This window comes from Aureimonas sp. CAS, from assembly GCF_059838215.1.
In genome coordinates this window covers 2,185,525-2,199,677 of sequence record NZ_CM187563.1, presented here as the reverse complement: position 1 = coordinate 2,199,677, position 14,153 = coordinate 2,185,525, and the positions used below count along the sequence as shown (strand labels likewise).

Here is a 14,153-nt window from a genome sequence, read left to right as displayed (position 1 = left end):
TCATGGCTCTACTCCCTTTGCTGTCGCTTCCAACCTATGTCCGGGACGTTGCTCCTGCAACCCGAGGATCGACTTGCCGGTGGGCGCGTATGTCATGGCCGCGACGGCCTGTCAGCGATCCAGAAACGCCCGTGCCTTCTCGAACACGTCCGTGAACATTGCCTCGGTCAGCCGCCCGGTGTTCGTGTTGTAGCGGGAGCAGTGGTAGCTGGAGACGATGCGGTGGCCGCCGACATCGGCCTCGGCGCCATGCGCGAAGGGCGCGTCCTTCATCCTGGCCCCGAGCGCGCGCAGCGTCGATTCATGCGCGATGCGCCCGAGCGTCACGATGGTCGAGAGCCGGCCGAAGCCTTCGATCGAGGGCGTGAGGAAGCGCCGGCAGGTGTTGATTTCCGGCCCGGTCGGCTTGTTCTGCGGCGGCACGCAGCGAACCGCGTTGACGATCGCGGTCTCGATCAGCTCCAGACTGTCGTCGGGCCGCGCCTCGAAGGTGCCGCGCGCCAGCCCGAAGCGTTTCAGGGTCGAATAGAGGAGGTCGCCCGCATAGTCGCCCGTGAAGGGGCGTCCCGTGCGGTTGGCGCCGCGCAGGCCGGGAGCGAGGCCGACGACGAGAAGGCGCACCGCGCCCGCCCCTTCGGGCGGCAGGAAGGCGCGCACCGGGCCATTGTGCCAGTCCGGCTCCTTCTCCCGCCATTCGTCCCGGAAGGCGGCGAGGCGCGGGCAGAGCGGGCAGTCGCGCGGCGGCGGGGCCGGCTCTGCGGGCAGGGGCGTTGCGGTCATCGTGGGTCTCGCTGAAGCATCGGCCCGCCCGTGGGGTCGGGTAGCCCGATGCGCATGATCGTCGAAGCAGAGCCGGCCTTCCGGCGTTCGAACGGACGCACGGCGCTCTGAGGTCCGGTTCTCTCCTCGCAGGCCGCTTCGGAGACATCAAGCTCGGCCGCCGGGCCATCGTGCACGATGGGGAAGGGTGAGGCCCCCGCCCTTGCCATGCGCCGCGCTTGACGATAAGGGGACCGCTTGATCCCGTTCAGTCGAGACCCCTTGAAGGAGACAGGCGATGGCCCGCGTCACCGTAGAAGACTGCGTCGACAAGGTCGAGAACCGCTTCGAGCTGGTTCTCCTGGCCAGCCACCGCGCGCGTCAGCTTGCGCAGGGGCAGCAGATCACCATCGATCGCGACAACGACAAGAACCCGGTCGTGGCGCTTCGTGAGATCGCCGAGGAGACCTTGTCGCCCGACGATCTGAAGGAAGACCTCATCCACTCGCTGCAGAAGCACGTCGAGGTGGACGAGCCCGAGCCGCAGGCGCCGAGCGCCGGTGCGATCACGCAGGCGGGCAGCGCCACGGCCGCCGAGGCCGGCCGCGACGAGGCGGAAGACAACATCGCCTTCGACCGCATGTCGGAGGACGACCTGCTCGCCGGCATCGAAGGCCTCGTGCCGCCGGAAAAGAACGAAGACTACTGATACGAAAGCGCCGGTCGGGCTCTTCCGAACCGCGCGTCGAGGCCATTATATTGAAAGGGCGTCGTGCCGGGCACGGCGCCCTTTTTCCGTTCCGAAAGGTCTTGCGCGTTCATGATGCGCCAATACGAACTCGTCGAGCGCGTCGCCGCCTACAAGCCCGATCTCGACGAAAACCTCCTGAACCGCGCCTATGTCTACGCGATGCAGAAGCACGGGCTGCAGACGCGCGCGAGCGGAGACCCGTATTTCTCGCACCCGCTCGAAGTGGCGGCGATCCTGACGGAACTGCATCTCGACGAGGAGACGATCGCCGTCGCCCTCCTGCACGACACGATCGAGGACACGGACGCGACGCGCAAGGAGATCGATCAGGTCTTCGGCGCCAGGATCGGCCAGCTCGTGGAGGGCCTGACCAAGCTCAAGCGGCTGGACCTCGTGTCCAAGAAGGCCGAGCAGGCGGAGAACCTGCGCAAGCTGCTCTTCGCCATCGCCGACGACATCCGCGTGCTTCTGGTCAAGCTCGCCGACCGCCTGCACAACATGCGCACGCTTCACCACATGAAGCCGGAGAAGCGCGCCCGCATCGCGCAGGAAACGCTTGACATCTACGGCCCGCTCGCCGGCCGCATGGGCATGCAGGGCATGCGCGAGGAGCTGGAGAACCTCGCCTTCCGCTATGTGAACGCGGAAGCCTACGACACCGTCACCGCGCGTCTCGACGAGCTGCGCGAGAAGCACGCCGACACGATCGAGAAGATCGAGGCGACGCTGACCCAGCGTCTGGCGGAGAGCGGCATCGTGGCCGAAGTGTCCGGCCGCCAGAAGAAGCCCTATTCGGTGTTCTCCAAGATGCAGCGCAAGGCGCTCTCGCTGGAGCAGCTGTCCGACATCTTCGGCTTCCGCGTCGTCGTCGAGACCGAGGAGGACTGCTACCGGACGCTCGGAATCGTCCACCGCACCTGGCCGCTCGTGCCGGGGCGGTTCAAGGACTACGTCTCGATCCCCAAGCAGAACGGCTACCGCTCGATCCACACGACGATCGTCGGGCCCTCGCGCCAGCGCGTCGAGCTGCAGATCCGCACCCGCGACATGCACGAGGTCGCGGAATACGGCATCGCGGCGCACGAGCTCTACAAGGACGGGATCCACGGCGCCAAATCCTCCGAATCGGCCGCCTTCGCCTGGCTGCGCCGCACGGTGGAGATGCTTTCGGAGGGCGAGACGCCGGAGGAGTTCCTCGAGCACACCAAGCTCGAGCTCTTCCAGGATCAGGTCTTCTGCTTCACGCCGAAAGGCCGGCTCATCGCCCTGCCGCGCGGCGCGACGCCGATCGACTTCGCCTATGCCGTCCACACCGACGTCGGCGACACCTGCGTCGGGGCCAAGGTGAACGGGCGGATCATGCCGGTCGTCACCGAACTCGCCAACGGCGACGAGGTGGAGATCATCCGGTCCAAGGCCGCGACTCCCCCGCCGGCCTGGGAGAACGTCGCGATCACCGGCAAGGCGCGCGCGGCCATCCGGCGCGCGACGCGTCTTGCGATCCGCCGTCAGTATTCGGGCCTCGGCCAGCAGATTCTGGAGCGCACCTTCCAGCGCTCGGGCAAGACCTTCTCGCGCGACGGCCTCAAGCCCTTCCTCGCCAAGCTCGGCCACAAGGAGATCGAGGACGCGCTCGCCTCGGTCGGGCGCGGCGACCTCTCTTCCAGCGACGTGCTTCGGGCAGTCCACCCGGACTTCCAGGACAGCCGCGCGGTGAAGCCGCCGGTCAAGGCGGAGGAGGGATGGTTCGGCCTGCGTCACGCGGCGGGCATGATCTTCCGCGTGCCGGGGCGGGCCAAATCGGTGCAGCCGGACGAGGAGCGCGCCGCTTTTCCGATTCGCGGCATCGGCGACCACGTGGCGGTGCATTTCAGCCCCGACGGCGCGGTGCCCGGAGACCGGATCATCGGCATTCTGGAGCCGGACAGGGGAATCACCATCTACCCCATCCAGTCTCCAGCCCTGCAGGCCTTCGACGACGAGCCGGAGCGCTGGATGGACGTGCGCTGGGACCTCGATGCGGAGATGACGACGCGCTTCCCCGCCAAGGTGAAGGTGTCGGCCATCAACGAGCCGGGCGCGCTGGCGGAGATCGCCGAGACGATCGCCGAGGCCGACGCCAACATCCACAATCTCTCCATGGCGATGACGGCGCCCGACATCACGGTGATGATGATCGATCTGGAGGTCTGGAACCTGCAGCATCTCAACCGCACGATCTCTCAGCTTCGTGGAAGGGCTTGCGTCACCGACGTCGTTCGTGTGAACGGCTGATCCCCGGCAGCAGCGACCGCGCGCGCGGCGACCAGCGCGCGGCAACGGACCGGACGAGTTCCATGACCAATGACGACGTGATCGACATCTTCCGGCAGGCGGGCGGCCTTCTGGAAGGGCACTTCATCCTGACATCGGGCCTGCGCAGCCCGGTCTTCCTCCAGAAGGCCCGCGTCTTCATGCGCCCGGAGATGACCGAGCGCCTCTGCCGGCCGCTCGCCTCCCGCATCCGCGACGAGGTTGCCGGCGAGGTCGACTATCTCGTCGGCCCCGCCGTCGGCGGCATCATCCCGGCCTACGAGACAGCGCGCCATTTCGGCCGCCCCGCCGTCTGGGTGGAGCGCGAGAACGGCGTCTTCAAGCTGCGGCGGTTCGAGATGGAGCCGGGCGCGCGCGTCGTCATCGTCGAGGACATCGTCACGACGGGGCTTTCCATCCGCGAGACGGTCGCCTGCATGCGCGAGCTGGGCGCCGAGGTGCTGGCCGCCGCCTGTATCGTGGACCGCTCCGCCGGGAAGGCCGATGTCGGCGTTCCGCTCGTTTCGCTCTGCCAGTACGAGGTGCCGGCCTATTCGCCCGACGCGCTGCCGCCCGAGCTGGCCGCGATCCCGCCGGTGAAGCCGGGCAGCCGTTCGCTCTGATCCCGTTCTCGAAAGGGCGCTGCGCATGATCATCGGAATCGGCTCGGATCTCATCGACGTCCGGCGGATCGAGAAGACGCTGGAGCGCCACGGCGGGCGCTTCGAGGCCCGCGTGTTCACCGATGTCGAGCGGGCGAAGTCCGATCGCCGGGCGCAGCGCGCGGCCTCCTACGCCAAGCGCTTCGCCGCCAAGGAGGCCTGCTCCAAGGCGCTCGGCACGGGTCTTTCGCGGGGCGTGTTCTGGCGGGACATGGGCGTCGTGAACCTGCCGAGCGGCAAGCCCACGATGCGGCTGACGGGCGGCGCGCTGGAGCGGCTGAATGCGCTCCTGCCCGCCGGCCACGAAGCGATCATCCATCTGACGATCACGGACGAACTCCCGATCGCTCAGGCCTTCGTCGTCATCGAGGCGGTGCCCTCAGGGGCCTGAGCGGGCGGAAAGCTGCGCCCGATCATTGCCGAACGGGACCCGAGACACTACTACAGCATCGACCGGACGGCCGGAATCGGCTCCCGGAACGCCATATCTGTGCCTTCGAAGCGCCGGACACCGGACAGGCAGGGCGGCGCGCGCGGGCTCTTCAGGCCGGTGCGGGACGGCACGGGACAGTTTTGAAGGGCATCCGCATGGTCGAGAAGGCCGAACGCAAGGAGAAGGGCGGTTTCGGCGAGACCGTGAAGGTCGTCGTCCAGGCGCTGCTCCTGGCGCTGGTCATCCGCACCTTTCTGTTCCAGCCCTTCTCGATCCCCTCCGGGTCGATGATGCCGACGCTGCTCGTCGGCGACTATCTGTTCGTGACGAAGTGGAGCTACGGCTTCTCCCGCTACTCCTTCCCGCTCTCGCCCGATCTCTTCGAAGGGCGCGTCCTGGCCTCGGACCCGGAGCTCGGCGACGTCGTGGTCTTCCGCAAGCCCAACGAGCCGGAGGTGGACTACATCAAGCGCCTCGTCGGCATGCCGGGTGATCGCGTGCAGATGCAGGACGGCGTCCTCTTCATCAACGGGGAGGCGGTGCCCAAGGAGCAGGTCGACGATTTCGTCGGCAGCGACGGCGCCCCGATCGCGCAGTTCCGCGAGACGCTGCCGAACGGCGTCTCCTACCTGACGCTCGACATCACGCCCAACTCGGCCGGCGACAACACGCGCGAGTTCGTGGTGCCGGCGGGCCACTATTTCATGATGGGCGACAATCGCGACAACTCCGCCGACTCGCGCTTTGACGTCGGCTACGTCCCCTTCGAGAACTTCGTCGGCAAGGCGCAGGTCATCTTCTTCTCGATCGACGACGCTTCCCCTCTGGAGGTCTGGGAGTGGCCGACGAGCCTGCGTCCGGGCCGTCTCCTGACATGGCTCAGCTGAAGCGCGGCAAGTCCCTCGAGGGGCTGGAGGCGCTGATCGGCGTCGAGTTCCGCGACCGGGGGCGGGCGGAACGCGCGCTGACCCATGCGAGCTTGAAGCAGCAGGGCGGACGCAACTACGAGCGGCTGGAGTTCCTGGGCGACCGCGTGCTCGGGCTCGTCGTGGCCGAGAAGCTCCTGTCGCTCTACCCGGATTCGGCCGAGGGCGAGCTTTCGGTAAGGCTGAACGCGCTCGTCTCGGCCGAGACCTGCGCGGAGATCGCCGACGAGATCGGCCTGACGCCGTTCATCCGGCACGGCGGCGACGTTCGAAAGACCGACGGCAAGCACACGCGCAACATCCGCGCCGACGTGGTCGAGTCGCTGATCGCCGCGATCTATCTCGACCATGGCATGGAAACGGCGCGCGACTTCGTTCTGCGGCACTGGGACGGGCGTCTGGCGGACGTGACGCTTTCGCGCCGCGATCCGAAGACCGAGTTGCAGGAATGGTCTCACAAGCGCTCCGGCAAGGTCCCGGTCTACGAGCTTCTGGACCGCAAGGGTCCCGACCACGACCCGGTCTTCACTGTCCGCGCCGCCGTCGAAGGCTTGAAGCCGGCGGAGGGGCGCGGCAAGTCCAAGCGCGCCGCCGAGCAGGAGGCCGCCGAGACGCTTCTCAAGCGCGAAGGCGTCTGGAGCGACGGGCGCTGAGCGCCTACATTCACGAGATGCAGACGAACTGCCCCCGAGGCGCGATCGACGCGGCCTCGCCGAAGGAACCGAATTGACCGAAGACGCGACCCACACTTCCCCGACCGAAACGGAAGCGAGCGAGCGGCCGACCCGATCCGGCTTCGTCGCCCTCATCGGCGCGCCGAACGCCGGCAAGTCCACGCTGGTCAACCAGCTGGTCGGCACCAAGGTCTCGATCGTCACGCACAAGGTCCAGACGACGCGCGCGCTGGTGCGGGGCATCGCCATCCGCGACCGCACGCAGATCGTCTTCGTGGACACGCCCGGCGTCTTCGCGCCCAAGCGCCGGCTCGACCGCGCCATGGTCAAGACCGCCTGGGGCGGCGCGAAGGACGCCGACCTCGTGCTCGCCATCGTCGATGCCCAGCGCGGCGTCTCGCCCGAGGTCGAGACCATCCTGGAACGCCTGAAGGAGAGCGGGCGCCCGGCGATCCTGGCCTTGAACAAGGTCGACAGCGTCAAGCGCGAGAAGCTTCTCGGCCTGGCGCAGGATGTGGCGGGCCGCGCCGATTTCGAGCGGGTCTTCATGATCTCGGCCCTGACGGGCTCGGGCTGCGGCGACCTGATGGACTATCTGGCCGAGCGCCTGGGCGAAGGCCCGTGGTTCTACCCCGAGGACCAGATCTCCGATCTGCCGCTGCGCCAGCTGGCGGCGGAGATCACGCGCGAAAAGCTCTATCTGCGGCTTCACGAGGAACTGCCCTACGTCTCGACCGTCGAGACCGAGCGTTGGGAGAACCGGCCGGACGGTTCGGTGCGCATCGAGCAGACCATCTATGTCGAACGCGACAGCCAGAAGGCGATCGTGCTCGGCAAGGGCGGCGAGACGGTGAAGGCGATCGGCTCGGCGGCCCGCAAGGACATCGCCGAGGCCGCCGACCAGAAGGTGCACCTCTTCCTGTTCGTGAAGGTGCGCGAGAACTGGAGCGACGACCCGGAACGCTATCGCGAGATGGGCCTCGACTTCTCCGCCTGACGTTCGATACGCCGCCCGCCCGCGCTATCTCGGTTCGTGAACGTTCACGACACGGAGCGAGCCGATGGCGGAAGGCGACGGGGGAATGAAGCTGGACGCGCAGCGTCCGCGCGCGACCGGTCGGCTGATCGTGCGCTTCGAACGCTCCCTGGACGCGGCGGCACGCTTCGGCATCCTTGCGAACGCTGCGGGCCGCGAGATCGCCGATCGCTCGGCTGTGTCGCAGGCCGGCGACTGGAACGGGCTCGACCCGAGGCAGGCGCCGTGCTCGGCGCTTCTCGGACGGCTCGGCCTCTGCCTCCTTCCCATGGATCGAGCGATGGGAACCGGCGCATTGATGCAGCGCCTGGAGGCCAGCGCGGGCGTTCGGTCCGTGCGCCCGGAGTTCTATCTGTTCCCGGCCGCGGCGCTCGAACGACGCGAACCGTTCCGCGACACCCGAACGGCGACGTGGGGCCTCCTCGCGACCGGCGCGGCGGCGAGCCGCCTGACGGGCCGGGGTATTCGCCTTGCGGTGCTCGACACTGGACTCGACCTCGACCACCCGGACTTCTCCGATCGCGAGATCGTCTCCCGCTCCTTCGTCGAGGGCGAAGGCGTGCAGGACGTGCAGGGGCACGGCACGCACTGTGCCGGAACGGCGGCAGGCGCGGCGTTGATCGACGGGCAGACGCGCTACGGCGTGGCGGGCGAGGCGCAGCTCTATGTCGGCAAGGTGCTGAACGACACCGGGGCAGGGCGCGAAGGCGACATCCTGGCAGGCCTCGTCTGGGCGGTGGAGGAGGGCTGCGAGATCGTCTCCCTGTCGCTCGGCCGCAGCGTCCGGACCGGCGAGGCGCGCACGCCCGAATACGAGGAGGCGGGGGCCTACGCGCTGGAGCGGGGCTCCCTCGTCGTGGCGGCGGCCGGCAACGACTCGCGGCGCGAATACGGCTTCGTCGCGCCGGTCTCCGAACCGGCCAACGCGCCGTCGATCCTGGCCGTCGCGGCGCTCGACCCGCTTCTCTCCGTCGCGCCCTTCTCGAACGGCGGCGTCGAGGGCGAGGGCGGCGAGGTGGATCTGTCGGGGCCGGGCGTCGGCGTTCTGTCCGCCGCTCCGATGCCGCGTCGATACGCCAGCTTCGACGGCACCTCGATGGCGTGCCCCCATGTCGCCGGCATCGCGGCGCTTTTGGCGCAGTCCGATCCGGAGCTTCGCGGACGTCGGCTCTGGGATGCCATGGTCTCGACGGCCGAGGCGCTGCCGGGGGCGGTCCGCGACGTGGGCGCCGGTCTCGCGCGGGTGTCCGTTGAAGAGGACGTGCCGACATCATAGCTGGGTTCGAAGGCGGAGATCTGAGCAAATGGCGGTCTGCGACATGGCGATCCGGGTGAAGCGTTCGCGCATCGACGCGGTCGCCGAAGCCGTGCGTGGGCTGGGTCTTTCGGTGGAGCGCGTTCTGCCCGCGATCGGCGCGATCTACGCGCGCGGGGACGATGCGATCATCGACCTCGTGCGCGCGGTGGACGGCGTCGAGACAGTGCGGGAGGCGGGAACCGTGCAACTCGCGCCGCCGCGTCCCGGCCTGCCGCAGTAACGGCGAGGCCGGACGACAGTGGAATGGCGCGACGAAGGGGTGATCCTGGGGATCCGGCGCCACGGCGAGACGAGCGTCGTCGCCGAACTGATGACGCGCGAGCGGGGCCGGCATCTCGGGCTCGTTCGCGGCGGTCGCTCGCGTCGCCAGCAGCCGGTGCTGCAGCCGGGAAACCTCGTCGAGGTGACGTGGCGCGCCCGGCTCGACGAGCATATGGGCACCTTCGTCGTGGAGCCGCTGGAGCTTCGCGCCGCGCGGCTGATCGAGGAGCCTCTCGCCCTCCATGCCGTGCAGCTTCTCGCCTCGCATCTGCGGCTTCTGGCCGAACGCGAACCCCACGCGCGCCTCTACGAGGAGATGACGGCCCTCCTGGAAGACCCGGGCGAAGTCGCCACCTGCGCGGCCCGGATGCTGCGCTTCGAGATCGCGATCCTCGAAGAGCTCGGCTTCGGCCTCGATCTGGACGTCTGCGCCCTCACCGGCGAGACGGCCGGGCTCGCCTTCGTCTCTCCCCGCACGGGAAGGGCCGTGACGGCGGCCGCCGGCGCACCCTGGAAGGATCGTCTGCTGGCGCTGCCCGCCATCCTTCTGGGCGAGCCGACGACGGACGCGAGAGCCGATCTCCAGGCCGGCTTCGACCTGACCGGGCATTTCCTCGCCCGCCATTTCTGGGAGCCCCGCAACATAGAGCCGCCGGCGCCGCGCCATGCCTTCGTCGTCGAGATGCTTCGGCGTCTGCCGATGGCTCCCGCGCTTGAACAGGCCGGGATCGGGCGTCGTGAGAAGAACCCTTCGGCGTCCTGACGTTCCGCGCTTGATATCGCTCGTGCGACACCATAGATGACATGCGCAGCACCCACGGTGCTTTTTCTTCGCCGCATGTTTTGCTCATTTTGAGCAAATGGCGAAGAGCCTCGGAACGAGGTGAAGGGGAGACGAGCGATGTCCCATCTCGCACGTGCCGCCGCGATCGTCGGCGAAGGTCGCGCTCCGGCGTTTTCCATCCGTCCCGTCGCGGCCAATGACGGGCCGAGCGCCGCCGAGCGCTACGGCGTCCTTCCCATGCCGGACCTGACCTTCACGCCCGAGATCGCGGCGGAGGTCGAGCCGATCTACGCCAAGGTTGCGCACCACATCCCGCGCATCGAATGGCCGATGCACGCGCCCTACATCGCCGCGATCAACCGGCTGAAGAAGGAGCGCGGCGCCGTCATCCTCGCGCACAACTATCAGACGCCGGAAATCTACCATGGCGTGGCCGACATCGTCGGCGACTCGCTTCAGCTCGCCCGCGAGGCGGCCAAGGTGGATGCCGGCATCATCGTCCAGTGCGGCGTGCACTTCATGGCCGAGACCTCGAAGCTGATGTGCCCGGACAAGACGGTCCTGATCCCCGACATGCGGGCCGGCTGCTCGCTCGCCGAGTCGATCACGGGCGCCGACGTGCGTCTCCTGCGCGAGGCCCATCCTGGGGTTCCGATCGTCACCTATGTGAACACCTCGGCCGAGGTGAAGGCGGAAAGCGACATCTGCTGCACCTCCTCCAACGCCGTGCAGGTGGTGGAAAGCCTCGGCGTCGATACGGTCCTCATGATCCCGGACGAGTATCTGGCGCAGAACGTCGCGCGCCAGACCAACGTGAAGATCCTGACCTGGAAGGGCCATTGCGAGGTCCACGAGCGTTTTACCGCCGAGGAGCTTCTCGCCTACAAGCGCGCCGATCCCGCCATTCGCATCGTCGCCCATCCCGAATGCCCGCCCTCGGTGGTGGATGTCGCGGACTATGCCGGCTCCACCAGCGGCATGATCGACTACGCGCTCGGTCAGGCGCCGGGCTCGAAGGTTCTGCTCGTCACGGAGTGCTCCATGGCCTCGAACGTCGAGACCGGCGCGCCGGGCGTCCAGTTCGTGAAGCCCTGCAACATGTGCCCGCACATGAAGCGCATCACCCTGCCGAAGATCCTCGATACGCTCCTGAACATGCGCGAGGAGGTCCATGTCGATCCCGCCCTCGCCGTGCGCGCCCGGGCGGCGGTGGAGCGCATGGTGAACCTCAAGCATTGATGGTAGGCTGAGCCCATGGGTCTCCAGTCGCTCGACATCTCGAAGAGATCGTCAGCCGAGGGCATCGAGCCACGGCAGGCGGAGGCCATTGCCTCCGCCATCGTGCTGGCGGCGGACGGATCTGCCGACAGCCTCGCGACGAAGCAGGATCTGGCCGCCACGCGTGCCGAGCTCAAACAGGACCTGGCCGCCACCCGTGCGGAGTTGAAGCGCGACATCGCAGACGTCAGAGCCGAGCTCCAAGCCGTCCGCACCGAGCTGAAGCACGACATCGCCGAGCTTCGCACGGAGCTGAAACGTGATGTCACCGAGCTTCGCACGGAGCTGAAAGCCGATGTCCAGAGTGTGCGGGGCGAGATGTCCATCATGAAGTCGGACCTCCAGTTCGCCATCGAGAAGACCCGCAATCAGATGATCCTCTCGATCGCGGCGATCGCCGGGCTCGTCCTTCTCGTCGATCGCCTGTTGGGCTGAGCCGAATGTCTCTTGTCATCCAGCGGCCGGACGCCGCCGCTGAACCGATCGCGCCTGTCGTCATCGTCGGCGGCGGGCTGGCGGGCCTCTTCTGCGCCTTGAAGCTGTCGCCCCGGCCGGTGATGGTTCTGGCGGCCGCGCCCATCGGGCAGGGCGCGTCCTCGGCCTGGGCGCAGGGCGGGATCGCGGCGGCCATGGCCGAGGGCGATACGTTCGACAAGCATCTCGCCGACACGCTCGCGGCCGGTGCCGGCCTCGTCGACGAGGCGATGGCGCGCGGCATGATCGAGGAGGGGCCGGACCGCGTCCGCGACCTTCTCGCCTACGGCGTGCCGTTCGACCGCGACCTGGAAGGGCGCCTCCAGCTCTCGCGGGAAGCGGCCCATTCCGAGCGCCGCATCGTCCGTGTGAACGGCGACATGGCCGGCCGCGCGATCATGGAGGCGCTGATTGCCCGGGTCCGGCAGACGCCCTCGATCGAGATCGTCGAGGACGCGGTGGCGCTCGAACTCGTCACCGCGAACGGCAAGGTCGTCGGCGTCCGCTACCGGCGCGCGGGACGGACCTTCGAGGCGCTCTGCTCGGCCGTCGTTCTGGCGACCGGCGGCGTCGGCCATCTCTACGCGGTCACCACCAATCCGGCGGAGGCCGGGGCACGCGGGCTCGGCATGGCGGCGCGGGCCGGCGCGGTGATCGCCGACGCCGAGTTCGTCCAGTTTCATCCGACCGCCATCGACATCGGGGCTGACCCGGCGCCGCTCGCGACCGAAGCGCTGCGCGGCGAGGGCTCGCATCTGATCGACGCCAAGGGCCGGCGCTTCATGCCGGACGTCCATCCCGACGCCGAGCTCGCGCCGCGCGACATCGTGGCGCGCGCGATCTTCAATCAGGTTCAAAGCGGCGAGGGCGCCTATCTCGACTGCCGCGAGAGCGTCGGCGCCGCCTTCGCCAAGCGCTTTCCGACGGTCTACGCCTCCTGCAAGGCGGCGGGCATCGATCCGGCGACCCAGCCCATTCCGGTGGTTCCGGCGGTCCACTACCACATGGGGGGCGTCGCGACCGACGCGTCGGGGCGCACCTCGCTTCCCGGCCTCTCCGCCTGCGGAGAGGTCGCCTGCACCGGCGTTCACGGCGCCAACAGGCTCGCCTCCAACTCGCTTCTCGAAGCCGTCGTCTTCGCGTCGCGGGTGGCGGACGACCTGCGGGTGAGCGTGAAGGAAGAGCGGGGGTCCTTGCGCGACATCGGTCCGGCCGAGGATCGCGGCGAAGGCGAGTCGTTCGCGCGTCTGCGCCGTCTGATGAGCGCCAAGGTGGGCGTCGTTCGGACCGCGTCTCTCCTGCGCGAGGCGATCGCCGAGATCGCGGTCCTCGAAAGCGAGGACGGCGATCATCCGAACGAGTTCGCCGCGGCCTTCATGGTCGCGGGCTCGGCGCTTGCGCGGCAGGAGAGCCGAGGCGCACAGTTCCGCAGCGATTTCGGCGGAACGGACGCGATCGGCCGCCGCACCATGACGACGCTCGAATCCCTGGGCGGCTGGCTTGCCGACGCGGCCGGCCCTGCGGCCCGCGAAGAGGAATTTTCATCGTGACAGCCGCCTTTCCGCCCGCCCTTCCGCCGATGATCGTCGAGGCGGCGGTGCGCTCGGCCCTCGCGGAGGATCTCGGCCGGGCCGGCGACATCACGAGCCTTGCGACCATTCCGCCGGGGCGCACGGCGCGGGCGGTCCTCGCCGCGCGCAAGGCGGGAGTCCTCTGCGGCATGGATCTGGCGCGGGCGGCCTTCGCCGCGATGGACGGGAGCCTCGGCTTCGACGCCCGTCTTTTCGACGGCCACCGGCTGCAGCCGGGCGAGACGATCGCGACGATCGAGGGCGACGCGCGGGCGCTCTTGTCGGCCGAGCGCACGGCGTTGAACTACGTCATGCACCTCTCGGGCGTCGCCTCGCTCACGGCGCGCTTCGCCGACGCGGTCGCGCACACGACGGCGCGGATCTGCTGCACGCGAAAGACCGTGCCCGGCCTTCGTGCGCTCGAAAAATACGCGGTGCGCTGCGGCGGTGGGGCGAACCACCGCTTCGGTCTCGACGACGCGATCCTGATCAAGGACAACCACATCGCCGTCTCGGGCTCCGTCACGCAGGCGCTGCACGCCGCGAAGGCCTATGCGGGGCATCTCGTCGCCATCGAGATCGAGGTCGATACGCTGGACCAGCTTCGCGAGGCGCTGGAGGCGGGCGCTCACGCCGTGCTTCTGGACAATATGGAGCCGGCCACGCTGCGCGAGGCGGTCGCGATCAATGCAGGCCGAGCCCGGCTGGAAGCCTCGGGCAATGTCGATCTCGACACGGTCGCCGCGATCGCGGAGACGGGCGTGGATTACATCTCGACTTCCAAGATCACCATGTCGGCTCCCTCGCTCGACGTCGGGCTCGACATCGCGATCTGACCCTCGGCATTTCCGATCGCCTGGATCTTTTCCGCCCGAGCTACGAGCTCTGGACAGTCCGACGCGAGGGCTGGTTGCCGTCGTTCGAGACCAAGCTT

Annotated in this window: 15 protein-coding genes; 14 read left to right on the top strand and 1 reads right to left on the bottom strand. The window is 68.5% G+C overall.

The window, feature by feature from the left end; genetic code table 11:
* Window positions 1-111: 111 nt before the first annotated feature.
* Window positions 112-780, bottom strand: coding sequence for a uracil-DNA glycosylase (locus tag AC6R2M_RS10665; protein WP_500481938.1), 669 nt, complete (start codon window positions 778-780; stop codon window positions 112-114).
* Window positions 781-1,057: 277 nt separating this feature from the next.
* On the opposite strand from AC6R2M_RS10665, the gene rpoZ reads away from it, so the two are divergent.
* The 14 genes from rpoZ (at window position 1,058) to nadC (ending at window position 14,055) form a co-directional block, all read left to right on the top strand.
* Window positions 1,058-1,468, top strand: coding sequence for a DNA-directed RNA polymerase subunit omega (gene rpoZ / locus AC6R2M_RS10660; protein WP_500481936.1), 411 nt, complete (start codon window positions 1,058-1,060; stop codon window positions 1,466-1,468).
* Window positions 1,469-1,579: 111 nt separating this feature from the next.
* A complete protein-coding gene (locus AC6R2M_RS10655) occupies window positions 1,580-3,784 on the top strand; it encodes a RelA/SpoT family protein (RefSeq protein WP_500481934.1) in 2,205 nt (734 codons plus the stop codon).
* A gap of 62 nt (window positions 3,785-3,846) precedes the next feature.
* The gene (gene pyrE, locus AC6R2M_RS10650) at window positions 3,847-4,425 is read left to right on the top strand and encodes an orotate phosphoribosyltransferase (protein WP_500481932.1); all 579 of its coding nucleotides are present in this window, start codon (window positions 3,847-3,849) and stop codon (window positions 4,423-4,425) included.
* Between the two features lie 25 nt (window positions 4,426-4,450).
* Complete coding sequence (gene acpS / locus AC6R2M_RS10645; RefSeq protein WP_500481930.1) at window positions 4,451-4,855, top strand: holo-ACP synthase; 405 nt, start codon at window positions 4,451-4,453, stop codon at window positions 4,853-4,855.
* Between the two features lie 197 nt (window positions 4,856-5,052).
* On the top strand, window positions 5,053-5,784 hold the full coding sequence (lepB, locus tag AC6R2M_RS10640; RefSeq protein ID WP_500481928.1) for a signal peptidase I: 732 nt from the start codon (window positions 5,053-5,055) through the stop codon (window positions 5,782-5,784).
* Window positions 5,772-6,476 (top strand): ribonuclease III, encoded by a 705-nt coding sequence (gene rnc / locus AC6R2M_RS10635; RefSeq protein ID WP_500481926.1) that lies wholly within the window; start codon window positions 5,772-5,774, stop codon window positions 6,474-6,476. Before lepB ends, rnc begins: the two co-directional genes overlap by 13 nt.
* Window positions 6,477-6,549: 73 nt before the next feature.
* A complete protein-coding gene (era, locus tag AC6R2M_RS10630) occupies window positions 6,550-7,494 on the top strand; it encodes a GTPase Era (protein WP_500481924.1) in 945 nt (314 codons plus the stop codon).
* An 85-nt stretch (window positions 7,495-7,579) separates the two neighbouring features.
* A complete protein-coding gene (locus AC6R2M_RS10625) occupies window positions 7,580-8,809 on the top strand; it encodes a S8 family serine peptidase (RefSeq protein WP_500481922.1) in 1,230 nt (409 codons plus the stop codon).
* 28 nt (window positions 8,810-8,837) lie between these two features.
* The gene (locus AC6R2M_RS10620; RefSeq protein ID WP_500481920.1) at window positions 8,838-9,071 is read left to right on the top strand and encodes a hypothetical protein; all 234 of its coding nucleotides are present in this window, start codon (window positions 8,838-8,840) and stop codon (window positions 9,069-9,071) included.
* 18 nt (window positions 9,072-9,089) lie between these two features.
* Complete coding sequence (recO, locus tag AC6R2M_RS10615; RefSeq protein WP_500481918.1) at window positions 9,090-9,875, top strand: DNA repair protein RecO; 786 nt, start codon at window positions 9,090-9,092, stop codon at window positions 9,873-9,875.
* A gap of 138 nt (window positions 9,876-10,013) precedes the next feature.
* Window positions 10,014-11,135 carry a quinolinate synthase NadA gene (gene nadA / locus AC6R2M_RS10610; RefSeq protein ID WP_500481916.1) on the top strand — a complete coding sequence of 374 codons (1,122 nt, stop codon included), beginning with the start codon at window positions 10,014-10,016 and terminating at the stop codon, window positions 11,133-11,135.
* 15 nt (window positions 11,136-11,150) lie between these two features.
* Complete coding sequence (locus AC6R2M_RS10605; RefSeq protein WP_500481914.1) at window positions 11,151-11,609, top strand: coiled-coil domain-containing protein; 459 nt, start codon at window positions 11,151-11,153, stop codon at window positions 11,607-11,609.
* Between the two features lie 5 nt (window positions 11,610-11,614).
* A complete protein-coding gene (locus AC6R2M_RS10600) occupies window positions 11,615-13,198 on the top strand; it encodes an L-aspartate oxidase (protein WP_500481912.1) in 1,584 nt (527 codons plus the stop codon).
* Between the two features lie 29 nt (window positions 13,199-13,227).
* Window positions 13,228-14,055: a carboxylating nicotinate-nucleotide diphosphorylase gene (gene nadC / locus AC6R2M_RS10595; protein WP_500487564.1), complete on the top strand. Its 828-nt coding sequence runs from the start codon at window positions 13,228-13,230 to the stop codon at window positions 14,053-14,055.
* The last annotated feature ends 98 nt before the right edge of the window (window positions 14,056-14,153 follow it).

Excerpts from the sequence above, each read along its gene's own strand:
- rpoZ (WP_500481936.1), top strand. The coding sequence starts at position 1,058 with ATGGCCCGCGTCACCGTAGAAGACTGCGTCGACAAGGTCGAGAACCGC.
- nadA (WP_500481916.1), top strand. The coding sequence starts at position 10,014 with ATGTCCCATCTCGCACGTGCCGCCGCGATCGTCGGCGAAGGTCGCGCT.
- AC6R2M_RS10665 (WP_500481938.1), bottom strand. The coding sequence starts at position 780 with ATGACCGCAACGCCCCTGCCCGCAGAGCCGGCCCCGCCGCCGCGCGAC.
- AC6R2M_RS10600 (WP_500481912.1), top strand. The coding sequence starts at position 11,615 with ATGTCTCTTGTCATCCAGCGGCCGGACGCCGCCGCTGAACCGATCGCG.
- acpS (WP_500481930.1), top strand. The coding sequence starts at position 4,451 with ATGATCATCGGAATCGGCTCGGATCTCATCGACGTCCGGCGGATCGAG.
- lepB (WP_500481928.1), top strand. The coding sequence starts at position 5,053 with ATGGTCGAGAAGGCCGAACGCAAGGAGAAGGGCGGTTTCGGCGAGACC.
- AC6R2M_RS10625 (WP_500481922.1), top strand. The coding sequence starts at position 7,580 with ATGAAGCTGGACGCGCAGCGTCCGCGCGCGACCGGTCGGCTGATCGTG.
- AC6R2M_RS10620 (WP_500481920.1), top strand. The coding sequence starts at position 8,838 with ATGGCGGTCTGCGACATGGCGATCCGGGTGAAGCGTTCGCGCATCGAC.
- rnc (WP_500481926.1), top strand. The coding sequence starts at position 5,772 with ATGGCTCAGCTGAAGCGCGGCAAGTCCCTCGAGGGGCTGGAGGCGCTG.
- AC6R2M_RS10655 (WP_500481934.1), top strand. The coding sequence starts at position 1,580 with ATGATGCGCCAATACGAACTCGTCGAGCGCGTCGCCGCCTACAAGCCC.
- AC6R2M_RS10605 (WP_500481914.1), top strand. The coding sequence starts at position 11,151 with ATGGGTCTCCAGTCGCTCGACATCTCGAAGAGATCGTCAGCCGAGGGC.
- nadC (WP_500487564.1), top strand. The coding sequence starts at position 13,228 with ATGATCGTCGAGGCGGCGGTGCGCTCGGCCCTCGCGGAGGATCTCGGC.
- pyrE (WP_500481932.1), top strand. The coding sequence starts at position 3,847 with ATGACCAATGACGACGTGATCGACATCTTCCGGCAGGCGGGCGGCCTT.